At 52.8% G+C, this 21355-nt stretch carries 22 protein-coding genes; 8 read left to right on the forward strand and 14 right to left on the reverse strand.

Annotated features, from left to right (window positions below; genetic code table 11):
• Positions 1-21 precede the first annotated feature (21 nt).
• A complete protein-coding gene (mdoC, locus tag ACXIZX_RS06710) occupies positions 22-1146 on the reverse strand; it encodes a glucans biosynthesis protein MdoC (RefSeq protein WP_154181479.1) in 1125 nt (374 codons plus the stop codon).
• Positions 1147-1424: 278 nt separating this feature from the next.
• Between mdoC and ACXIZX_RS06715 the strand changes: the two genes are divergently transcribed.
• The 3 genes from ACXIZX_RS06715 to ACXIZX_RS06725 all read left to right on the forward strand — a co-directional run bounded on the left by ACXIZX_RS06715 (position 1425) and on the right by ACXIZX_RS06725 (position 5876).
• Positions 1425-2960 carry a glucan biosynthesis protein G gene (locus tag ACXIZX_RS06715; protein ID WP_175501680.1) on the forward strand — a complete coding sequence of 512 codons (1536 nt, stop codon included), beginning with the start codon at positions 1425-1427 and terminating at the stop codon, positions 2958-2960.
• Positions 2953-5502 carry a glucans biosynthesis glucosyltransferase MdoH gene (gene mdoH, locus ACXIZX_RS06720; RefSeq protein ID WP_008103139.1) on the forward strand — a complete coding sequence of 850 codons (2550 nt, stop codon included), beginning with the start codon at positions 2953-2955 and terminating at the stop codon, positions 5500-5502. The genes ACXIZX_RS06715 and mdoH overlap by 8 nt, the downstream gene beginning before the upstream one ends.
• A 134-nt stretch (positions 5503-5636) precedes the next feature.
• Positions 5637-5876, forward strand: a complete 240-nt coding sequence (locus ACXIZX_RS06725) for a YceK/YidQ family lipoprotein (RefSeq protein WP_008103136.1) — start codon at positions 5637-5639, stop codon at positions 5874-5876.
• 6 nt (positions 5877-5882) lie between these two features.
• Here the strand turns inward: ACXIZX_RS06725 and ACXIZX_RS06730 are convergent, their stop codons facing one another.
• The 3 genes from ACXIZX_RS06730 to ACXIZX_RS06740 all read right to left on the reverse strand — a co-directional run bounded on the left by ACXIZX_RS06730 (position 5883) and on the right by ACXIZX_RS06740 (position 8147).
• Positions 5883-6278, reverse strand: coding sequence for a MysB family protein (locus ACXIZX_RS06730; RefSeq protein WP_008103134.1), 396 nt, complete (start codon positions 6276-6278; stop codon positions 5883-5885).
• Between the two features lie 119 nt (positions 6279-6397).
• Positions 6398-6664 carry a hypothetical protein gene (locus ACXIZX_RS06735; protein ID WP_008103132.1) on the reverse strand — a complete coding sequence of 89 codons (267 nt, stop codon included), beginning with the start codon at positions 6662-6664 and terminating at the stop codon, positions 6398-6400.
• 559 nt (positions 6665-7223) lie between these two features.
• Positions 7224-8147: a Kdo(2)-lipid IV(A) acyltransferase gene (locus ACXIZX_RS06740; protein ID WP_008103130.1), complete on the reverse strand. Its 924-nt coding sequence runs from the start codon at positions 8145-8147 to the stop codon at positions 7224-7226.
• A gap of 267 nt (positions 8148-8414) precedes the next feature.
• Between ACXIZX_RS06740 and trhO the strand changes: the two genes are divergently transcribed.
• A complete protein-coding gene (trhO, locus tag ACXIZX_RS06745; protein WP_479403825.1) occupies positions 8415-9470 on the forward strand; it encodes an oxygen-dependent tRNA uridine(34) hydroxylase TrhO in 1056 nt (351 codons plus the stop codon).
• Positions 9471-9514: 44 nt separating this feature from the next.
• Here trhO and ACXIZX_RS06750 read toward each other — a convergent pair whose 3' ends face one another.
• From ACXIZX_RS06750 to mdtH, 10 genes are all read right to left on the reverse strand, one after another.
• Entirely contained in the window at positions 9515-10090 is a 576-nt protein-coding gene (locus tag ACXIZX_RS06750) for a YceI family protein (protein WP_008103126.1), read from the reverse strand.
• Position 10091: 1 nt separating this feature from the next.
• The gene (locus ACXIZX_RS06755) at positions 10092-10664 is read right to left on the reverse strand and encodes a cytochrome b (protein ID WP_008103124.1); all 573 of its coding nucleotides are present in this window, start codon (positions 10662-10664) and stop codon (positions 10092-10094) included.
• Between the two features lie 292 nt (positions 10665-10956).
• On the reverse strand, positions 10957-12072 hold the full coding sequence (gene solA, locus ACXIZX_RS06760) for an N-methyl-L-tryptophan oxidase (RefSeq protein WP_479403826.1): 1116 nt from the start codon (positions 12070-12072) through the stop codon (positions 10957-10959).
• 106 nt (positions 12073-12178) lie between these two features.
• A complete protein-coding gene (bssS, locus tag ACXIZX_RS06765; RefSeq protein WP_008103119.1) occupies positions 12179-12433 on the reverse strand; it encodes a biofilm formation regulator BssS in 255 nt (84 codons plus the stop codon).
• A 277-nt stretch (positions 12434-12710) separates the two neighbouring features.
• Positions 12711-12980, reverse strand: a complete 270-nt coding sequence (locus ACXIZX_RS06770) for a hypothetical protein (RefSeq protein WP_008103116.1) — start codon at positions 12978-12980, stop codon at positions 12711-12713.
• Between the two features lie 143 nt (positions 12981-13123).
• The gene (gene dinI, locus ACXIZX_RS06775) at positions 13124-13369 is read right to left on the reverse strand and encodes a DNA damage-inducible protein I (RefSeq protein WP_007893661.1); all 246 of its coding nucleotides are present in this window, start codon (positions 13367-13369) and stop codon (positions 13124-13126) included.
• 68 nt (positions 13370-13437) lie between these two features.
• Positions 13438-14484, reverse strand: coding sequence for a dihydroorotase (gene pyrC / locus ACXIZX_RS06780; RefSeq protein WP_179451278.1), 1047 nt, complete (start codon positions 14482-14484; stop codon positions 13438-13440).
• A gap of 135 nt (positions 14485-14619) precedes the next feature.
• On the reverse strand, positions 14620-15183 hold the full coding sequence (locus tag ACXIZX_RS06785) for a lipoprotein (protein ID WP_008103112.1): 564 nt from the start codon (positions 15181-15183) through the stop codon (positions 14620-14622).
• Between the two features lie 111 nt (positions 15184-15294).
• On the reverse strand, positions 15295-15942 hold the full coding sequence (gene grxB / locus ACXIZX_RS06790) for a glutaredoxin 2 (RefSeq protein WP_008103110.1): 648 nt from the start codon (positions 15940-15942) through the stop codon (positions 15295-15297).
• Positions 15943-16031: 89 nt separating this feature from the next.
• Entirely contained in the window at positions 16032-17234 is a 1203-nt protein-coding gene (mdtH, locus tag ACXIZX_RS06795; protein WP_479403827.1) for a multidrug efflux MFS transporter MdtH, read from the reverse strand.
• A gap of 245 nt (positions 17235-17479) precedes the next feature.
• Between mdtH and rimJ the strand changes: the two genes are divergently transcribed.
• From rimJ to murJ, 4 genes are all read left to right on the forward strand, one after another.
• On the forward strand, positions 17480-18073 hold the full coding sequence (gene rimJ / locus ACXIZX_RS06800; protein WP_479404853.1) for a ribosomal protein S5-alanine N-acetyltransferase: 594 nt from the start codon (positions 17480-17482) through the stop codon (positions 18071-18073).
• A gap of 15 nt (positions 18074-18088) precedes the next feature.
• On the forward strand, positions 18089-18730 hold the full coding sequence (locus tag ACXIZX_RS06805) for a DUF480 domain-containing protein (protein ID WP_479403828.1): 642 nt from the start codon (positions 18089-18091) through the stop codon (positions 18728-18730).
• Between the two features lies 1 nt (position 18731).
• Positions 18732-19652, forward strand: coding sequence for a Gfo/Idh/MocA family protein (locus ACXIZX_RS06810; RefSeq protein WP_479403829.1), 921 nt, complete (start codon positions 18732-18734; stop codon positions 19650-19652).
• Positions 19653-19773: 121 nt separating this feature from the next.
• Complete coding sequence (murJ, locus tag ACXIZX_RS06815; RefSeq protein WP_154152720.1) at positions 19774-21312, forward strand: murein biosynthesis integral membrane protein MurJ; 1539 nt, start codon at positions 19774-19776, stop codon at positions 21310-21312.
• Positions 21313-21355 lie beyond the last annotated feature (43 nt).

Genomic DNA, 21355 nt, shown 5'->3' on the forward strand with positions numbered 1-21355 from the left:
CAGCTTAGCTGGCCCTATTTTTTATTTGCGTTGCGGCTTACCGGAGAACAGGAAGCGCAGCAGCGGAATGCGCAGATGGATTTCGTACAGCGTAAACGCCACGCCAAACACCATCAACAAGCCGACAAAGAAACCGAGCGTGTCGCTACCGATGTGCGGCGTGATGTAGATGCCGTACAAAATGGTCAGCGGATGGTGCACCAGATAGATAAACAGCGAAGCATTCACCAGATACATAATGCGCGGCGAATGGCTGTTCAGCAGCTTGTGCCCGAAGCTAAAACAGACGTTTAGCATGCACAAACCCATCAGCGTCGAAATAATCATATCGATCTCGTACAGCCAACCTTCACCGCTGCTGTAACGCTGATTCAGGCTGTAAGCGATAAATACCGCGATAGCGCCAAAGCACATCACCGGATTAAAGCGTACAAACAGCGCCTTCAGCGCCTGATGCTTCCAGCTCAGCGCGCCCAACATAAAGAATGGCAGGAACATCAGCATTTGCATCACGGCAATGCTGAACAGGCCATCGGCAAAAACGGCCGGGACGAAATAAAACAGCACGCGGCGGAAGGCGCACCAAATCAACGCATAAATCAGCAGCGCCAGCGTCAATTTACCCCAGCCAATTTGCTGATAATTGATGCTGCGCTGCTGCTTGTTCAGCCAGCGAAATGCCACCATACCCAGCGTGGTCAGAATCACCAGTACCAGTAAAAACCACAGATGTGAGATCAACTCCCACATCAGCGTGTTGTACTTGTCGTACAGCGAGAAACTGCTCCAGTCGCCGATTTTATCGGTGAGATTTTTGGTGATGAAAAACTGTGGCAGCGTAATCAGCGGAACGGCGGTCAACATCGGGATGCCAACACGCTCCAGACGCACTTTCAACCAGCGCTGCGGCTGGTAGCGTAAGTAGAGCATGTAGGAAAAATAGCCTGAGATAACAAAGAACACCTGCATGCGGAAGGCGTGAATAAAGTCATTCAACACCGTCAACCACATCGATGCGTCATGGCTGTTCACAGCCCATTTTTGCGTGGAGTAAATCAGGGAGACGTGAAAAGGCACGCCTAATAACATTAAATATGCGCGAATCGAATCGAGGAAATATTCACGTTCGGGTTTTGCTGAACTCATAATCTTCCAATAGTCAGTTTACTTGCCGGTTTCACCCTGAAACCGGATTATGCCGAAGGAAAATTCTACCGGCTGTAAACAGGGTATACTATCAGGTGAATCTGTATGTGATTTTGCGGGGTTTAATTATCCTAAAAGCACACTTTCAGCTTACAAATCAGCGGAACAATCTATTACATACGCTGTCGGAAAACCGAATAATCCTTTAAGATAATCGGGTTTGATCTAAGCACACGAAAGGGGGGGATGTGCTGAATAATGTGAATAATAAAGTGGGACTGGTAAAGATGCGCTGGGTAGGCGCGGCAGTTCTGCTGGCTATGTATGCCAACAATAGTTGGGCGTTTAACATTGATGATGTTGCAAAACAAGCCAAGGCGTTGGCAGGGAAAAGTTTCGAAGCGCCAAAAAGCAATTTACCCTCTCAGTTTCGTGAAATGAAGTTTGCTGACTATCAGCAGATCCAGTTTAACCACGACAAAGCTTATTGGGGCAAACTGCGCACGCCGTTTAAGCTTGAGTTCTATCATCAGGGCATGTATTTCGATACGCCGGTGAAAATTAACGAAGTGACGGCGTCTTCAGTACGTGAAATTAAATATAACCCTGACTACTTCAATTTCGGTAACGTAAAACACGATGCTGATTCAGTCAAAAACCTCGGCTTTGCTGGGTTTAAGGTGTTGTATCCTTTAAATAAAAAGGGCAAAGACGACGAGATCACCAGCTTCCTCGGCGCCAGCTATTTCCGTGTGATTGGCGAAGGCCAGGTGTACGGTCTTTCGGCACGCGGTCTGGCGATTGATACTGCCTTGCCGTCCGGCGAAGAGTTCCCGCGCTTTAAAGAGTTCTGGATTGAACGTCCAAAACCGCAGGACAAACAGCTGGTGATTTATGCGCTGCTGGATTCGCCACGTGCGTCCGGTGCCTATCGCTTCATCATCAAACCGGGCAAAGAATCGACGGTTGATGTGCAATCTAAAGTTTACCTGCGTGATAACGTCGGCAAACTGGGCGTTGCGCCGTTGACCAGTATGTTCCTGTTTGGTGCTAACCAGCCTTCGCCGGTGACCAACTTCCGTTCAGAGCTGCACGATTCGAATGGTCTTTCGATTCATGCCGGTAATGGTGAATGGATTTGGCGTCCGCTGAATAACCCGAAACATCTGGCAGTCAGCACCTTTACCGTTGAGAACCCGAAAGGCTTTGGTCTGCTGCAGCGCACGCGTGATTTCAGCCGCTTCCAGGATCTCGACGATCGCTACGATCTGCGCCCAAGTGGCTGGGTTGAGCCGCAGGGTGATTGGGGCAAAGGTCGCGTTGAGCTGGTCGAGATTCCAACCGCGGATGAAACCAACGACAACATCGTTGCGTTCTGGACGCCGGAAAAACTGCCTGAGCCAGGCAAAGAGATGAACTTCCAGTATCGTCTGCACTTCACCCGTGACGAGAATCAGCTGCACTCCGACGATATCGCCTGGGTGAAAGACACGCTGCGCTCTGCCGGTGATGTGAAGCAGTCGAATCTGGTACGTCAACCTGATGGTTCTATCGCCTTCACCGTGGATTTCGTTGGCAAAGCGATGAGCAAGCTGCCGGAAGATACGCAAGTGGCACCGCAGGTGAGCGTGGGTAATAACGCTGACGTGGTTGAGCAGAGTGTGCGCTACAACCCGGTGACCAAAGGCTGGCGTCTGGTGTTGCGTCTGCGTGTGAAAGATAACAAGCAGCCGACTGAGATGCGTGCGGCGCTGGTGAGCGGCGACAAGACATTGACGGAAACCTGGAGCTATCAGCTACCTGCCAATGAATAAATCGATATTTCTACCTCAATCTTACGTGGAGGCTCTGCCGCTTGATGCGGCAGGGCGCGCCCGTCTGAGCGATTCGCTACAGAATGCGCAGGCGTTCCACGCTATTCATACGTCGCTGGGGCAGGATAACGCCGCCAGCGAGCGCCCGGATGATGCGCCGCTGAAATCGGTGTCATCCCGTGTGCAAATGGCCTGGCCGGACTCACTTGCGGATGGTCAGCAGCTCAGCAAGGATTATCTCGATCGCACCACACTCAAGGCGATGCCGAAAGTGAAGCGTTCGCTGATGTTCCCGGAGATCTGGCGCACCAACCCGATTGCGCGCGCATGGGATTCCCTGCGTGGCCAGAAATCCAATCCACGTTATGCCACGGTTGAAGAGCAGAAAACTGAGGACAAGTGGCGCCACGTTGGCTCCATGCGTCGTTATGTGCTGCTGATTCTGACGATTCTGCAGACCGTGGTGGCAACCTGGTATATGAAAACCATTCTGCCGTATCAGGGCTGGACGCTGATCGATCCGATCGAGATGTTCAACCAGAACTGGCTGCAGTCGGTTGAGCTGATTCTGCCGTACATCCTGCAGACCGGGATTCTGTTCCTGTTCGCCATTCTGTTCTGCTGGGTTTCTGCCGGTTTCTGGACTGCGCTGATGGGCTTCCTGCAGTTGCTGATTGGTCGCGACAAATACAGCATTTCGTATTCGACCACCGGCGATGAACCGCTGAATCCGGAACATCGTACTGCGCTGATTATGCCGATCTGTAATGAAGACGTAGAACGTGTGTTTGCCGGCCTGCGTGCGACCTGGGAATCGGTCAAACGTACGGGCAACGCCGAGCACTTCGACGTCTACATTCTCAGCGACAGCTACGATGCGGATATCGCCATCGCCGAACAGAAAGCCTGGATGGAGTTGGTACGTGATGTCGGTGGCGCGGGCAAGATTTTCTATCGTCGCCGTCGTCGTCGTGTGAAGCGTAAAAGCGGCAACATCGATGACTTCTGCCGTCGCTGGGGCAGCAATTACAGCTACATGGTGGTGCTGGACGCCGACAGCGTGATGAGCGGTGAGTGTCTTACCGGCTTGGTGCGCATGATGGATGCTAACCCGAACGCCGGTATTATCCAGTCGTCGCCAAAAGCGTCAGGTATGGATACGCTGTATGCCCGTTGCCAGCAGTTCGCCACGCGCGTGTACGGTCCGCTGTTCACCGCTGGTCTGCACTTCTGGCAGTTGGGTGAATCACACTATTGGGGCCATAACGCCATCATTCGTGTGCAGCCGTTTATCGAGCACTGTGCGCTTGCGCCGTTGCCGGGTGAAGGTTCCTTCGCCGGTTCGATCCTGTCGCATGACTTCGTTGAAGCCGCGCTGATGCGTCGTGCCGGTTGGGGCGTGTGGATCGCCTACGATCTGCCGGGCTCCTATGAAGAACTGCCGCCGAACCTGCTGGATGAGCTGAAGCGTGACCGCCGCTGGTGTCACGGTAACCTGATGAACTTCCGTCTGTTCCTGGTAAAAGGGATGCACCCGGTTCACCGTGCGGTGTTCCTGACGGGTGTAATGTCTTATCTCTCTGCGCCGTTGTGGTTCATGTTCCTTGCGCTGTCTACTGCCTTGCAGGTGGTGCACACGCTGATGGAACCGACCTACTTCCTGCAACCACGCCAGCTGTTCCCGGTGTGGCCGCAGTGGCGTCCGGATCTGGCGATTGCCTTGTTCTCAACCACTTTGGTGCTGTTGTTCCTGCCGAAGCTGTTGAGCGTGGTGCTGATTTGGTTCAAGGGAGCTAAACCTTACGGTGGCGCCATCCGCTTGTTCTTCTCGCTGATTCTGGAAATGCTGTTCTCGGTGCTGCTGGCGCCGGTACGCATGCTGTTCCACACCGTGTTCGTGGTCAGTGCGTTCCTCGGCTGGGAAGTGGTGTGGAACTCGCCGCAGCGTGATGATGATGCGACGCCGTGGAGCGAAGCTTTCCGTCGTCATGGTTCACAGATGCTGTTGGGTATCGTGTGGGCAGGCGGAATGGGCTTCCTCGACCTGAACTTCCTTTGGTGGCTGTCGCCGATCGTCTTCTCGCTGATCCTGTCGCCGTTTGTGTCGGTGATGTCGAGCCGTGCAACGGTAGGGCAGAAGAGTAAGAACGCTAAGCTGTTCCTGATCCCGGAAGAGTATGAGCCACCAAAAGAGCTGGTCGATACCGATCACTACCTGCAGATCAACCGTCAACGCGCGCTGAAAAATGGCTTTATGCATGCGCTGTTTAACCCGGCGTTTAACGCGCTGGCGACGGCGATGGCAACATCGCGTCATAAGCAGAGTGATTTGCTGGACCATGCGCGTGACCGTCGTGTCGATCAGGCGCTGAGTGATGCGCCAGAGAAACTGAACCGCGAGCAGCGTTTGCAGCTGATCAGCGATCCAGTGGTGCTGGCGCGTGTGCACTCACGCCTGTGGGAAAGCGCGGACAAATATCATCAGTGGGTAGAAAGCTATCAGAAGTTGAAGCTCAATCCTGAAGCGCTGCCACAGCGCTGAAGATGAGAAAGTGAAAAGCGGCAGAGATGCCGCTTTTTTTTCGCCCGGAATATGACGCAATCTTTACGCGTCAGGAGTAGGTATTTCACCTCACAGGCAGTTAAACTAACGCCAGTTCATTGTGAGTAAATGTTGTGAATTATTTCCTGAAAATAACCGCGCTTAGCGCCGCCATTCTTCTGCTCACTGGTTGTGGCAGTATCATCAGCCGCACCTTTCCTGGCCAAGGTCACGGCAATCAATACTATCCCGGCGTACAGTGGGACGTTCGTGACGGACCGTGGCGTGTGCTGACCATTCTCGATTTGCCGCTATCGCTGGTGATGGACACGCTGTTACTGCCAGTGGATGCCAGTCACGGCCCGTACGAATAAGCGTTATTACAGATTGTCAGAAGGGCTGTTGTCGTCTTCCCACTCTTGCGCCGCCGCTTCGCCCTCTTCAAGGTCACGCGGAGGTTCCAGCTGGAATTCGCCTTCATCCCATTCGTGCAGCGTATTTTCCGCCTGCCACTCCTGACGCAGTTCGACTTCATCAAAATCGCCGTCAAAAATGGCCTGCGCGGCTTCTCCGCTGGAGATCGGCAGGCATTCACCCTGGCCATCCTCTTCAGCGAAAAACTCGGCCTGCCACATAATGTCGCCATCCTGCATCACATACTTCTGCAGGGCAAACTGGCTGACGCTGGCATCTTCTTCAGCGATCTCAGGTTGGCTGGCAAGGAACTCTTCGCGAGCGGCTTCAATGGCTTCTTCAAGGGTGCTAAACAGGCTCATCATCAACTCCATGTCTGTAAAAAAGGGATTTCACAGAAGGATAGACGAAAAATCGTGAAGTGCGGGGCATAGAGGGAATATCGGTTGGGCGGTTGCATGAAATTCAACCGCCCAACCGGTCAGGCTATTTTCTGAGGAAAGTGTAATACCGGACGTACAGATTCATGAATAATTGGAGCAGAGTAACGAATACAACATTTAATACAGGGCTTAACCTTTTTGAAATTAATACGCGCGGTTGATAATGCCTGATTTAAGTTATACAGAGTGCCGATAAAAACCATATCCTCCTTTACGGGTAGCCGTTTACACTCTTTTCGATGCAGAAGATGATAACCTTCCTGATCGGTACTGATCGTCACGTAGTAGTAGATGCCTTTATTCATTTTATAATTGTCCTGAGATATATTTGCTGTGTGAAATCTTTTTATATTTTTTTAAAAGTGAACTTAATGTTCTTACTGACATCACGAAATTAACTGGATTCGAATTTGCCGACAAATTCCATAAGGTAATAAGAAGGTGTTATTTTCTTTCGAAAAGGAATATGGCGGTTTTTATTAAGACAATACCTTGTTTAGTAAGTTAATTTTACTGCATTGATTAGCGGGGCCGAAGGGTTTAGTAAAATTAAATAGGATTACCCCTGGATGTTGGGGGAAAACAGGTCCGAAACGACATATTTTGATTAGTAAATATTTCCGATAAAGCTGCGGCAGAATCAAATACTAGCGCAGTTTTTTGCCGGCGCATTGCTTTGAAAGATTAATTTTTGCAAAGATATAGCTAAGAAAGAGGGATTTGATGGGTTAAGAGTGGTGCTAACTGAACAATTAGCCCAAGCTCAGGCTGGACCGATAAGCTGATTAATAACCGGATAAAATCACGTAATAAGGTAAATTTCTGCTGAAGGGCGTGGGGCGCGTAATCATGCCCCACATCACATTAATAAACCGAAGGCTCACCTTGTGGACGGGTTTTAAACCGACGATGCAGCCACATATATTGTTCTGGAGCCAGTAACACCGTCTCTTCCACCACTTTATTCATCACTACAGCGGTCTCAAGTTCAGATTCCAGAGTAAATTTATCACGGATATCAGGCATCATTTTCAGCTCATAGCCGCGTGCGTTTGGCAGACGTCGCGCCAGGAATGGCACCACGCTGGGATTTGCCAGACGAATCAACATATGCGTACCGGTTGTTGTCGCCGCGTCCTGAACCGCAAAGAAAGGCGCAAATACGCTGCTGCGCGGGCCATAATCATGATCCGGTGCATACCAGATAATGTCGTTGTTCTTCATGGCGCGAATCATGCCTTTCAGATCTTTGCGGTCCAGCATGCTTTTATTGGAACGCATGCGGCCCCAGGTTTGCAGCCAGTCGATGAGCTTATTGTCGTTCGGACGATACACGCCAATGCCTGGGTTATGCATACCAAATACCCGCGCGCCCAATTCCAGAGTCAGAAAGTGCATACCAATTAATAATATGCCCCGCTTCTCTGCCAGCGCGTTAGCAACATGTTCCAGGCCGCTGGTGGTGACCCATTTACGGATGCGCCAGTCTGGCCAGAACCACGCCATGCCGGTTTCAATCAGTCCCATGCCCACCGATTCAAAGTTGTGCTTCACCATCGCGTCGCGTTCATTAGTCGGCATGGTGGGGAAACAGACTTCCAGATTGCGCTGCGCCACTTCAACGCGACGTTTCATGAAACGCATGGCAATGCGACCCAGTCCACAGCCAATGGCATGCAACACCGGATAGGGCAACAGCACCAGCAGGTAGAGAAAACCAATGCCGAGCCAGGTCAGCCAATAGCGTGGATAGAGGAGTTCACGGGTGAGTTTGGGAAGTTGAGTCATGGAAATGTCAGTATCCTGCGTCTTATGCCAGAGAGTCCGGTTTCTGTAATTTTTTGTCATTATGCCATTTTTTCATTCTGGCTGAAATCAAGCATAGACCGTGGACGGCTATCTGGCAGCAGGTATGCGCACGAAAACGCAATTGTGTCGCAGAAATGCGCCTGTAATTGCACTCGTCAGGCTTATCGCACCAAAATTTTTGTATCCGGCAGAATTCGGGTATCATACGCGCGCTAAATTTCTCTGATTGCTAACAGGACGAACACCATGCCAGTGTTACATAACCTTGTTTCCAATAAAGAGCTGAAGGAACGTATGTTGGCGGAAACCGAACCACGTACCACAGTCTCTTTTTATAAATACTTCCAGATTGCCGATCCTAAAGCCTTCCGTGATGCCCTTTACGTTGAGTTAACCAAACTCAAGGTGTTTGGTCGCGTCTATGTCGCGCACGAAGGTATCAACGCGCAAATCAGCGTGCCAGCCAGCCGCTACGAAAAGATGAAGGCCGCTTTGTATGCCTTTGATGCGGCGCTGAACAACCTGCGCATGAACATTGCGCTGGATGATGACGGTAAATCTTTTTGGGTGCTGCGCCTGAAAGTGCGTGAGCGCATTGTGGCAGATGGAATTGTAGACAACAGCTTCGATGCCAGCGATGTGGGCGCTTACCTGAAAGCCGCTGACGTTAACGCGATGCTCGACGATCCGGATGCGCTGTTCGTGGATATGCGTAACCACTACGAATATGAAGTGGGGCGTTTCGATAACGCCATGGAAGTGCCGGCCGATACCTTCCGCGATCAGCTGCCGATGGCAGTTGATATGCTGCAGAATCAGAAAGACAAAAAGATTGTCATGTACTGCACCGGCGGCATTCGTTGTGAAAAAGCCAGCGCCTGGATGAAGCACAACGGCTTCAATGATGTTTATCACATTGAAGGTGGGATTATTGAATACACCCGTCGCGCGCGCGAGCAGGGCTTACCGGTGCGTTTCAAGGGCAAAAACTTTGTCTTTGACGAACGCATGGGCGAACGCATTTCCGACGATATTCTTTCCAGCTGTCATCAGTGCGGCACGCCTTGCGATAGCCATACCAACTGCATCAATGATGGCTGTCACTTGTTGTTTATTCAGTGCCCAAGCTGTGCTGAAAAATACAACAACTGCTGCAGCCCAATCTGCATGGAAGAGTCAATGTTGTCGCCAGAAGAGCAGCGCGCACGCCGTGCGGGCCGTGAAAATGGCAACAAGGTGTTTAACAAATCACGTGGTTTGCTGAACATGACGATGGCGATTCCCGCGCCAGATAAAAAATAAGCGCAAAACAGCCTGAAGTCAGCGGACTTCAGGCTGCATTTGGTTTACTTACGCACGCCTTCCACCGAAATAATCAGTTCAGCTTTCTGCGATGCCGGGCCAAGATCTTTGCTGATGTTGAACTCTTTCAGCACGATTTCACCGCTGGCTTCAAATCCTGCACGATAGCCGCCCCACGGATCTTTGCCTTCTCCCATCAATTTTGCATCCAGCGTCACGGGCTTGGTCACGCCATTCAGCGTCAGGTCGCCAGTGATTTTGTAATCCTTGCCGTCTTTCTTCACAGCGGTAGAAGCAAAGGTCGCCTGCGGGAACTTACCGGTGTTGAGGAAATCCGCGCTGCGCAGGTGTTTATCACGTTCAGCATGGTTGGTATCGAGGCTGTTAGTGTTGATGGTCACGTTGACTTTATCTGCTGCAGGATTGGCTTCATCAAACGTGAAGCTGCCGTCAAAATCTTTAAAGGTGCCGTACAACCAGCTGTAGCCCAGATGCTGAATGCGGAACTGAACAAACGCGTGCTGGCCTTCTTTATCAAACTTATAGTCAGCTGCGCTGGCCGTTAGGCTGGCGCTCAATAATCCGGCCGCTGCTACTGCCAATAATGTTTTCTTTAGCATGTTACTTTTCCTTTTCAGAGGTTAACGGGATGCGGTAACCCAACATCCTTTTCAGTGTCACATCACGGTCGATAAAATGGTGTTTCAGGGCTGCCAGCGCGTGCAGTGCAGAGAACAGCACCAAACCCCACGCCAGCCAAAGATGAATGTCGCCCGCCAGATCTGCTTGCTGCGCGGCACCGCTGAACAGAGCGGGAACCTCAAACCAGCCAAATACTGAGATTGGTTTACCATCGGCGGTGGAGATGAGATAACCGGTGAACAGCAGCACAATTAGCAAGCCGTATAACATCCAGTGTGCGGCAGTGGCACCGCGCCGAACGGCGGGGGAATAGCTCGACAACGGTTTGGGTGGCGGTGAAATAATTCGCCAGCCGAGGCGCAGCAGCAGCGCAGCAAACAGCAGGATGCCGATGCCTTTATGAATTTCTGGCGCGTCGTGATACCAGCCGTCGTAATAACCCAATCCGACCATCCACAAACCCAGCGCAAACATGCCGTAAATAGCCAGCGCCATAAGCCAATGCAATAAAATGGAGACAGCGCCGAAATGCTGTGTGGAATTACGCCACATATAAAGTTCCAGGAATGAAATAAGTGGCAATGAGCATCTACATTTTGCAATGAAAGATCAATTAACCTTACTTTTCTATAAAGTCGAAAATCATCTTCGGAATAAATGAGGATTTAATTAAAACTCAGTCAGGATAATTGAAGGGATGACTTAAAAGACGAAGGCTATTGCGGGGTATTGCATATTGACTACACCAAATGCGGCATTTCGCTGCATTGAATGTTTATTTAGGTAATTAAATGTCAACTTGCGTCAATCTTGCCGGCGCGGAATGAGCGCCGGCATCTGCGCATCAGTTAAATCGCGCGAGTGAGAAGGGCTTAATATCGAAAGAGAATGGTTTGTTCTGGGCAAATTCACTGGCAAGTTCACCCAACACGCTGGCGAATTTGAAACCGTGCCCGCTTAAACCGGTGATGATCAGGCGATTTGGCTCACCGGGCAGCGTATCGATGATGAAATCTTCATCCGGCGTATTGTCGTAGCTGCAGGCTTCACCATGCAAACAGACGCCCACGCCCGGCAGAAATTGACGCAAGAAGTTAAAGGACTCATTACCATCCACCGCGATGCTGCCAAAAGGTTTGCGGTCTGCCGGCGTTTGCATTAATTGGCCGCCATCGTGACGTCCCACTTTCAGCGCATTGTTATCCGCTGGGAAGCCATAGAAGTGGCTGCCATCGCTCATCTCTACGGTAAAGCCGGGGAATTTGTTGTTCTCGCTGTAGCGACCATCTGCCTGATACCAGGCAAAAACTTTACGCACCGGCGCAACCGGCAGATCAGCGACCAACTGGCTAACCCATGTTCCGGCGCTGACCAGCAATTTACGCGCGCGGAAAATGCCATCGCTGGTGATGACCTGCTGCAGATCGCCATCGCGACCAATTTCTGTCACCGGGCAGTTAAATAGCTGCGCGCAACCGGCTTGTTCCGCCAGCTGCACCCAGCTGCGCACCGCTTGCTCGCATTTGAGGAAACCGGAGTTAGGTTCGAACACGCCAATATAGCCATCCGGCACCGTGAACTGCGGCCAGCGCGCGCGCACTTCATCGGCTTGAAGGATTTTCACATCCAACTGCCACGTTTTTGCGCTATCGATGACATTTTGAATAAAGGAAGATGTAATAGGCGCTAAGTTGAGGATGCCGCTGCGATGCATGATGCGCTCGCCGCTCTGACGTTCCAGCTCATCCCACAGCGTCTGCGCGCGCAGTACCAGCGGCACGTAGCGTTCACCTTCGCCATAAGCATGACGAATCAGGCGGGTTTCGCCATGATGCGTGCCCTGGCTGTGCGGGGGATGGGCGCTATCAATCATCAGCACCGATAAGCCAGCCTGTGTGGCGTAAAACCCGGCTGCTGCGCCTACCGAACCGCTTCCCACCACAATCAGATCATAAACCATAACGACATCACTCCAGCAAAACGGCGAAATTTTTCAATAGCATATCAAAAGAGAGCGCCCATGAAAAAGGCACCCTGTTGGGTGCCCTTTCACGCGATAGTAGAAATTAATGCTTTTGATTGTCGCGTAGGTACTGCTCGGTAGACTCTATTTTTGCAATGCCAGCTTCGAGTAGAGAGATGAACTGTCTGGCTACATCGGTAGTCAGCCAGTAGGTCGGGCCCACGTCAGCTTCTTCTTCTTTCTGCCCCTGCGAGGAGAGCGAGTGCAGGCGAATCATCATGGCGTCATAACTGTCTACGGTGCTGATGTCCCATCCTACCAACGGATGAGTCTGGATGACGTCTTTATTTCTGTCCATTATAACCTCCGTATTACTCGTTAAACGAAGTGCTTCTTGAGGTTCAATGCGGCTGTATCGTGCACTAGCGAAACAATTATAACATGAAATAGCGGGTACAATAGTTAAAAGGTATGACGAACCTAATCCGAGTGAAAATAAATGCGCTTCACATTGACGTTATGGCGAATAATAAAATGCCCGAAACGTCAGGCATTTTATTGGAATATTACTGGCAGTGGTTACGAAATTATCGGCTTTTATAAGAGAAAACTTTAGGCCGAAAAAAGAGAATCTTTTAGGCGTGTGGCTCGCTCGGCAGCAGGCCGTGACGCTTCTGAATCTCTTCCGCCAGCCGGGTAAAATGCTGCTGTAACTGCTCGTCATGGTTCTGGTTTTGCGCTTCCAGCGTCAGGTTGTGGACCAGCAACTGATTGGCGCGATCGTCGAGACAGAAGGTCAAGGTGGCAAACGCATTTTCTAATACGGTTAAGCGGCGCTGTTGCTCAGCAATAAATGCCAGCAACTCTCCGAAGGTCATCGCCTCTTCTGGTTTTTCAGTAGTCATGTAAAACACCTCCTGTAAGCATGACGAGGCAAGAATAGGGGATCGTTTAACATGAGTCTAGATGCAGGAAGTTTTTATGGCGAGAGGGAAATAAAAACAAAAAAGCCGGGTGGCGAAACCCGGCAAAAACGGCACAGTGGCTGTTAATCGTTATTAAACCAGTCGTCAGCGCTTTCCCAGGTTTCTTGTAACAGTTCGCTGATGCGTTCACGTGACTCTTTGCAGCCACCAAACACGCTAAGTTGGTTGCCGCCGGCATAACGCACTTTGACGTGATGATCGTCGTCAGGGAAATCCTGCGTAATACGACGGACCAGTTCGATGCTGAGTGCATCCAGTGCACCTGCAGGAAGGGGAGAAGTTTTTGCTACGGTAATTTCAACACGCATAGAAGCCTCCGGAATAATATACTGTTTATTTGTACAGTATAATTATCCCGAAGGCAAGCAGCAGAAAATTATTCTTTGATGCGCCAGTTCAGCGTTTCACCGGCAAGGAAAGGCACCAGCGTGTCATCCGCCAGGGCAATGCTCTCTTCAACTTGCCAGGATTCACGCACCAGCGTCAGCGTGCCTTCATTCAGCGGCAAACCATAGAAGTTCGCGCCGTTTTCCGAGCAGAAGGCTTCGAAATGCTCCAGCGCATTCAGCTCCTCGAATACCGTGGCGTAAGCAGGCAATGAGGTCGGCGCATTAAACACACCGGCGCAGCCGCAGCTGGCTTCTTTCAGGTGACGCAGATGTGGCGCGGTATCGGTCCCGAGGAATACGCGACGATTACCGCTGGCAACCAGTTTACGCAGCGCTTCCTGATGAACATTGCGCTTCAGAATCGGCAGGCAGTAGAGATGCGGGCGCACGCCGCCGACCAGCATGTGGTTACGGTTGAACATCAGGTGTTGTGGCGTAATGGTGGCGCCCAGTAGATCGTTTCCGGCAGCCAGATATTCTGCTGCTTCTTTGGTGGTGATGTGTTCCATCACCACTTTCAGCGCCGGGAACTGTTTGCGCAGCGGTTCCAGCACGGTTTCAATAAAGCGCGCTTCGCGATCAAAAATATCGATATGAGAATCGGTCACTTCACCATGCACCAGCATCGGCATGCCAATCTGCTGCATGCGATCCAGCACCTTCGCAATCGCGGCGATATTGGTGACACCGTGGCTGGAGTTGGTGGTGGCGTGCGCAGGGTAGAGCTTGGCAGCGGTAAAAGTACCGTCACGGAAGCCGCGCTCGATCTCATCAGGATCGAGTGAGTCGGTGAGATAGCAGGTCATTAGCGGAGTAAAAGCATGCTCAGCAGGCAACGCAGCCATAATGCGCTCGCGGTAAGCCACGGCAGCGGCCACGCTAATAACCGGTGGAACCAGGTTTGGCATGACAATCGCACGACCATTTACTGCGCTGGTATAAGGCAGCACGGCGTTGAGCATCGCGCCATCGCGCAGATGGATATGCCAGTCGTCAGGGCGGCGGATGGTGATTTGCTGAGGTTGGGCTGTCATTCAAAAAGACTCCGGCTGAGAAGAAAACGAGAGGCACGTTTAGGCCGGGGAGTAATCATAAGGATGTGGGCAACCGTTTGCACGGGATTTTATTGTGACAAACAAAAACCGCACCCGAAGGTGCGGCTGCGCGGATTAATCAGTAAACGGAATCACCAATTGTCCCGGTTTCACTTCTATCCCTTTAGCGAGTTTCTTCGCCAGCGCTTCGCCTTTGCTGCGGTCTGCGCTCAGCACGTAGGCGGGTTTCTCATTGAAGTAGCGCTTCAGCGACTCATTGAGATAAGGCGTAAGGGTTTTCATGATCGACGCCATTTTTTCTGGCTGCACCTGCGCATCGACAATCTCCATATCATGCAGATAAATCGCGCCTTCCTGTGCGTTGTAAACCGGCTGCGCCTTCATCTTCAGCAGCATTTCGGCCTGCTGCGGGCCAAACAGCGAGCTGACATTGATATTGGCTTTACCCGAGAGGGTGATTTTGCCGGGTTCTTCACGGCCAATCTGGCTGTTGAGATCGCTCAGCACAATGTGCGCATTCACCAGCCCGGAAACGCCGATGTCTTTTTCGAAGTTATTGCGCTTTTGCAGCGCCTGATTCACTTCCTGTTCGCTGATGGTGTATTGCGTCAATTGGTTACAGCCGCTGAGTAGCACGGCAAAAAGCAGGGCGACAAGCCCGGTAAACGCCTTTTTCATATAGTCCTCATCCTGATCGAAACGGCAAAACAGCGATAGCCTGCCTGAATCAGCGGCACCTGTCACCAGGAGAGAGATGAGAAGCGCCGGAGCGCCTCTCGTGGATGAGGATTATGCGGCGATGGAGGAGAGCAGATTGACCTGAGTTTGTTTCGCCATATTATCGCGATAATCGGCAACGCGGCTTGGCCACTCAATGCCGTTGACCAGCGTTAAGGAGCGCAATAGCGGGAACAGATGAATGTCATCTTCCGAAAGTTCGCCATTGACCGCATTGGGTTTGACGATCAGCTTATCGAGCTGGCGCAAATCGTCGCTGATGTTTTTGATCAAGCCCGGCGCGTGTTTCCGCAACTCGCTGAAATCGCCGACGCTGGCCTGCTTCTTCTCGCTAAAGTAACTGCGCGCTTCCGGCGTGGCGAATTCGGCAAAGGAGGCATCGGCAATGCGCGGTAGCAGCAGCTTATTCACGTAGCCATTTACATGGCGCAGCCAGTCGCTAATCGCCGGATTACTTTTACCATTGAGCAGCGGCTCGTGATCGTATTTATCCACCAGCCGCACAATATCCATACTTTCCGGTACCGCGCTGCCATCGGCCTTTTGCAGAATCGGCGCCATTTTCTGGCCGATCAGTTTTTTTGGCGTTTGCTCGTCGTCATTTAGCATAACGATGAGTTCTAATGGCAGATTTTTTAAGCCGAAAATCATGCGTGCTTTGACGCAGAAAGGGCAGTGATCGTAGATGTAGAGTTTCATCCCGTTTCTCCTGTGGTTCTAAGGGTGACGGAGGTCACCCTTTTTTCGGACGTGCGGGAAGTATGGAAGAGATCTGTGGCAGGGGCAAACTAGCTGCTGAAAATCGCTGGCGCCACCGAACGCGGCTGGAACTGCCACCACAGCGCCAAAAGGGTGATCATGCCGACGCTGCTCAGCAGCATCCACGGCAGTTCCGGCAGCGCCCATTGCTGGCCCATATCGAACATCCAGCCGCCACCGGAGTAGCCGATCAAGCCGCCAATGGCGAGGCCGAGACGGCTGAAGCCCATGTAGCTACCGCGTGCGCGGGAGCTGGCGAGCGAAGCGCTGAGTGTCTCACGCGCCGGTTCAGCAATGATGGAGCCGAGATAAAAGATGGCGATCAGCATAAACAGCGACGGCAGCGAGTCGGTCATGCCAACCGGCAGCAGACTGAACGTCATCAGGAACAAACCGGCCATCAGACGCGTTTCCAGGCAAAAGCGTTTTTCGCTCCAGCGAGCCAGTGGATAGAGCAGGCTTAATGACAGCAGCGCTTCAATGGCGTACATCCACTTCACCGCAGCAGGCGCACCGGCCACCTGATTCACCATCACCGGCAGCATCAACATCACTTGCACGGCGAGAATGTAGTAGCCGGTCAATGTCAGTACATACAGGCGAAAACGCTTATCCTGCCAGACGCGTTGCATCCCTTCACGCATCGCAATGCGTTCGGTTGAGATGCGCCACGCCGGTAACCAAATGGCGTTGAACAGCGCAGCAGCGACAAACACCGCCGCGCCAACCCAACATACCAGGCGGAAATCCCACGCCAGCAGCCAGCTACCAATCAGTGCGCCCAGCACCGCACCGGCGCTGTCCTGCATCATCAGTAGAGAGAAGAAGCGGCCGCGATCGCGTGCGCGCACCAGTTTCATCACCAGCGCGCTGCGTGGTGGATCAAACAGCGTGCCGCCAAGACCGGAAAGTAAACAGGCGAACCACAGCAGCCAGGGTTCATGCGCCAGCGCCATACAGGCAAAACCCGCCGCGCGCATCAGCATGCCGGTGACGATCAGCGGACGCGCACCAAAACGGTCGGCAATCGCGCCGCCGAAGATGCCGAATCCCTGCTGGACGAATTGGCGCAAGCCAAGCGCAATGCCGACCATCAACGCGGCCCAGCCCAGCTGTTCGACAAAATGGATGGAGATGAGAGGAAATACCACAAAAAATCCCATCACAACCAGCATGTTATCCACTAAAAGAAATGTTTTACCGAGGCGTCGTGCCCGCGCAACCCGAGACATGCTAATTCCTGAGCAAGTGAGAGGAGATAAGAGACCAATTGGTCTATTTTCCGCCTGCTCAGGGGCGAAAAACAGCTTTCTCAGGATGATATTTTTTCATCGAATCCGCAGAAATATTAATCCTAAATCAGGATGAATCCTGAGGAACGCGTTCAAGGGTTTTACCGCAAGCGGGGTGACGGTTATAGTGAGAAGTATCGCCGCTGGCGTACATCTTTCTTAAGTTATGGATTTCAGGAGTCATGATGTTTGGCTATCGTTCTGCTGGCCCACGCGTGCGCCTCACTACCGATCGCTTAGTGGTGCGTTTAGTACACGAACGCGATGCCTGGCGATTAGCGGATTATTACGCTGAAAATCGTGCGTTTCTCAAGCCGTGGGAACCGGTGCGCGACGAGAGCCACTGTTATCCTTCAGGTTGGCAAGCACGCCTCGGACTGATCGCTGACATGCATAAACAGGGCTCAGCCTACTATTTTGTGCTGATGGACCCGGAAGAGACCGAAGTGCGTGGTGTGGCCAACTACAGCAACGTGCTGCGCGGATCGTTTCACGCCTGCTATCTCGGCTATTCGCTGGGCGAGAAGTGGCAAGGTCAGGGATTGATGTTTGAAGCGCTCACGACCACCCTTCGCTATATGCAAAGCCAGCAGCGCATTCACCGCATCATGGCAAACTACATGCCGCACAATCAGCGCAGTGGCGATCTACTGGCGCGCCTCGGATTTGAAAAAGAGGGCTACGCCAAAGATTACTTATTGATTGATGGGCGCTGGCAGGATCATGTCCTGACTGCGCTGACCTACCGGGAGTGGACCCCGGATCGCCGTGGACAATAAAAAAGGATTACCCCAATGAAAATGGCCTTATCCGCGCAGGCGCTGCGCGTAATTGGATGCCTGCTGGAGAAGCAGGTCACCACGCCGGATCAATATCCGCTCTCCCTTAATGGCGTTGTCACCGCCTGTAATCAGAAATCCAACCGCGAACCGGTGCTGAATCTCAGCGAGATGGAGGTGCAAACGCAGCTCGATGAGCTGGTGAAAAAGCATCTGGTGACCTCCAATAACGGCTTCGGCCAGCGCGTCAGCAAGTATGAACAGCGTTTCTGCAACTCCGCTTTCGGCAACTTGCAACTGAGCAGCGCTGAAGTCGCGGTGCTGACACTGTTGTTCCTGCGCGGCGCCCAGACGCCGGGCGAGCTGCGCACTCGCAGCGGCCGTCTGCATGAATTCAGCGATATGAATGAAGTCGAGCAGACGCTTAACGACTTGACCACGCGCGATGATGGTCCAATGGTGGTGCGCCTGGCGCGCGAACCGGGCAAACGTGAAAGCCGCTATATGCATCTGTTTGGCGGCGAAATGGTGGAAGACGCGGCCAGCGCAGAAACCGCCAGCGACAATGACGATTTAACCGCGCGTGTCGCGCAACTTGAAGAAACGGTTGCTCAGTTGCAGTCGCAACTGCAACAGCTGCTGCAAAAGGAGCTCTGATATGACGCTGCGCATTGGCATTGTAGGTTTAGGCGGTATCGCGCAGAAAGCGTGGCTGCCGGTGTTATCGCAGGCCAGCGGCTGGCAATTGGCTGGCGCTTTTTCGCCGAATCAGGTAAAAGCGCAACCGATTTGCGATAGCTATCGCATACCCTATTTTGGTCAGCTGGATGCGCTGGCCGCCGCCAGCGATGCGGTATTTGTTCATAGCAGCACCGCCAGTCATTACGAAGTGGTCAAAGCGCTGTTGCTGGCGGGCAAAGATGTGTGCGTCGATAAACCGCTAGCCGAAACGCTGCAACAGGCTGAAGCGCTGGTGGCGCTGGCGGACAAGCATAAGCGCAAGCTGATGGTGGCATTTAACCGCCGTTTTGCGCCGCGTTACCAGCAGCTAAAGAATGACATGCCACGCGCGGCCTCGCTGCGTATTGAGAAGCATCGCGCGGATAGCGTTGGCCCGCACGATCTGCGTTTTACCCTGCTGGATGATTATCTGCACGTAGTGGATACCGCGCTGTGGCTGGCGGGCGGCACTCTGACGCGCGAGCTGGGGCATATCGAGACCAATGATGATGGCGCGATGTTGTACGCCGAACACCATTTCACCGCCGGTTCGCTGCAAATCACCACCAGCATGCATCGCCGCGCCGGGACGCAACGCGAAGTAGTCAGCGCCATCTGCGACGGTGATTACATCGAAATTAACGAGATGCGCGACTGGCAGCAGGAAAACCGCAGCGGCATCGTGCGTGATGTGCCGCCCGCGTGGCAAAGCCATCTTACCCAGCGCGGTTTTAGCGGCGCAGCGCACCATTTCATTCAGTGTGTTGAAAATCAGACGATGCCTGAAACCAGTGGCGAACAGGCGCTGGCGGCGCAGCGTCTGGTGGAAAAGTTGTGGCGCGATGCCGAACGTGAATAATCCCTTGTAACACTCAATGCTGGTCATTTCCCGCCGTGTCAGTAGACTATCGCCGGACATCACGGGATGTCCGCGCTAAGTCGCTCATTTCTCCGACACTTTTCAGGATGCGCCACTCAATATGAATTTGTTGAAATCGCTGGCTGCGGTCAGTTCGATGACCTTGTTTTCCCGCGTACTGGGCTTTGCCCGCGATGCCATTGTGGCGCGCGTTTTCGGTGCGGGGATGGCAACCGATGCCTTCTTTGTTGCCTTCAAACTGCCTAACCTGCTGCGCCGCATTTTTGCTGAAGGCGCGTTTTCTCAGGCGTTCGTACCGATTCTGGCGGAATATAAAAGCAAGCAGGGCGAAGATGCTACGCGCGTGTTTGTCGCCTACGTTTCCGGTTTATTGACGCTGGTGCTGGCGGTTGTGACCGTGTTGGGGATGATCGCTGCGCCCTGGGTGATTGTGGTGACGGCGCCAGGCTTTGCCGATACCGCAGACAAATTCGCCTTAACCAGCGCGCTGCTGCGCGTCACCTTTCCTTATATTCTGCTGATCTCGCTGGCGTCGCTGGCGGGTGCCATCCTCAATACCTGGAACCGTTTTTCCGTGCCGGCGTTTGCGCCAACGCTGCTCAACATCAGCATGATTGGTTTTGCGGTCTTCGCTGCGCCGCATTTTAATCCTCCGGTGATGGCGCTGGCGTGGGCCGTGGTGGTGGGCGGCGTGTTGCAGCTGTTTTATCAACTGCCGCACCTGAAGAAAATTGGCATGCTGGTTCTGCCACGCCTGAATCTGCGCGATGCGGGCGTGTGGCGCGTGATGCGTCAAATGGGGCCGGCGATTCTTGGCGTGTCGGTCAGTCAAATTTCACTGATCATCAATACCATCTTCGCCTCCTTTTTGGTTTCCGGTTCGGTTTCGTGGATGTACTACGCCGATCGTCTGATGGAGTTTCCTTCCGGCGTGCTGGGCGTGGCGCTGGGCACCATTTTGCTGCCCTCGCTGGCGAAGAGTTTTGCCAGTGGCAATCAGGAAGAGTATTCACGGTTGATGGATTGGGGTCTGCGTCTCTGCTTCCTGCTGGCGTTGCCGAGCGCGGTGGCGCTGGGGATTTTGTCCGGACCGCTGACGGTCGCGCTGTTCCAGTACGGGAAATTCACCGCCTTTGATGCCTTGATGACGCAGCGCGCGCTGATTGCCTATTCAGTGGGTTTGATGGGGCTGATTGTGGTGAAAGTGCTGGCACCCGGCTTCTATTCTCGTCAGGACATCAAAACTCCGGTGAAAATTGCCATCGTGACGCTGATTGTGACGCAATTGATGAACCTGGCGTTTATTGGCCCGCTCAAACACGCCGGTTTGTCGCTGTCGATTGGTCTTGCCGCTTGTCTGAATGCCGCGCTGTTGTACTGGCAACTGCGTAAGCAGGATATCTTCCAGCCGCAGCCTGGCTGGTTCAGTTTCCTGACTCGTTTGCTGATTGCGGTATGTGTGATGGCCGCAGCGCTGCTGGGCATTCTGCAGGTCATGCCAGCATGGGAAGAGGGGCAGATGTGGTGGCGCCTGATTCGCCTGGCGGCGGTCTGCGCCATCGGCGGTGGCTCATACTTTGTGATGCTTGGCTTGCTCGGCTTCCGCCCGCGCGACTTCGCACGCCGCACTATGGCGTAAAAAACCAGCTCTCACGCAGACGGAAGTTTGTTTTGGTCCGGCG

Source organism: Candidatus Pantoea symbiotica (assembly GCF_056491525.1).

Bases quoted from the DNA above. Each gene is read 5' to 3' on its own strand.
- mdoC (WP_154181479.1), bottom strand. From the start codon at position 1,146: ATGAGTTCAGCAAAACCCGAACGTGAATATTTCCTCGATTCGATTCGC.
- mdoH (WP_008103139.1), top strand. From the start codon at position 2,953: ATGAATAAATCGATATTTCTACCTCAATCTTACGTGGAGGCTCTGCCG.
- ACXIZX_RS06730 (WP_008103134.1), bottom strand. From the start codon at position 6,278: ATGAGCCTGTTTAGCACCCTTGAAGAAGCCATTGAAGCCGCTCGCGAA.
- ACXIZX_RS06735 (WP_008103132.1), bottom strand. From the start codon at position 6,664: ATGAATAAAGGCATCTACTACTACGTGACGATCAGTACCGATCAGGAA.
- ACXIZX_RS06740 (WP_008103130.1), bottom strand. From the start codon at position 8,147: ATGACTCAACTTCCCAAACTCACCCGTGAACTCCTCTATCCACGCTAT.
- trhO (WP_479403825.1), top strand. From the start codon at position 8,415: ATGCCAGTGTTACATAACCTTGTTTCCAATAAAGAGCTGAAGGAACGT.
- ACXIZX_RS06750 (WP_008103126.1), bottom strand. From the start codon at position 10,090: ATGCTAAAGAAAACATTATTGGCAGTAGCAGCGGCCGGATTATTGAGC.
- ACXIZX_RS06755 (WP_008103124.1), bottom strand. From the start codon at position 10,664: ATGTGGCGTAATTCCACACAGCATTTCGGCGCTGTCTCCATTTTATTG.
- solA (WP_479403826.1), bottom strand. From the start codon at position 12,072: ATGGTTTATGATCTGATTGTGGTGGGAAGCGGTTCGGTAGGCGCAGCA.
- bssS (WP_008103119.1), bottom strand. From the start codon at position 12,433: ATGGACAGAAATAAAGACGTCATCCAGACTCATCCGTTGGTAGGATGG.
- ACXIZX_RS06770 (WP_008103116.1), bottom strand. From the start codon at position 12,980: ATGACTACTGAAAAACCAGAAGAGGCGATGACCTTCGGAGAGTTGCTG.
- dinI (WP_007893661.1), bottom strand. From the start codon at position 13,369: ATGCGTGTTGAAATTACCGTAGCAAAAACTTCTCCCCTTCCTGCAGGT.
- pyrC (WP_179451278.1), bottom strand. From the start codon at position 14,484: ATGACAGCCCAACCTCAGCAAATCACCATCCGCCGCCCTGACGACTGG.
- ACXIZX_RS06785 (WP_008103112.1), bottom strand. From the start codon at position 15,183: ATGAAAAAGGCGTTTACCGGGCTTGTCGCCCTGCTTTTTGCCGTGCTA.
- grxB (WP_008103110.1), bottom strand. From the start codon at position 15,942: ATGAAACTCTACATCTACGATCACTGCCCTTTCTGCGTCAAAGCACGC.
- mdtH (WP_479403827.1), bottom strand. From the start codon at position 17,234: ATGTCTCGGGTTGCGCGGGCACGACGCCTCGGTAAAACATTTCTTTTA.
- rimJ (WP_479404853.1), top strand. From the start codon at position 17,480: ATGTTTGGCTATCGTTCTGCTGGCCCACGCGTGCGCCTCACTACCGAT.
- ACXIZX_RS06805 (WP_479403828.1), top strand. From the start codon at position 18,089: ATGAAAATGGCCTTATCCGCGCAGGCGCTGCGCGTAATTGGATGCCTG.
- ACXIZX_RS06810 (WP_479403829.1), top strand. From the start codon at position 18,732: ATGACGCTGCGCATTGGCATTGTAGGTTTAGGCGGTATCGCGCAGAAA.
- murJ (WP_154152720.1), top strand. From the start codon at position 19,774: ATGAATTTGTTGAAATCGCTGGCTGCGGTCAGTTCGATGACCTTGTTT.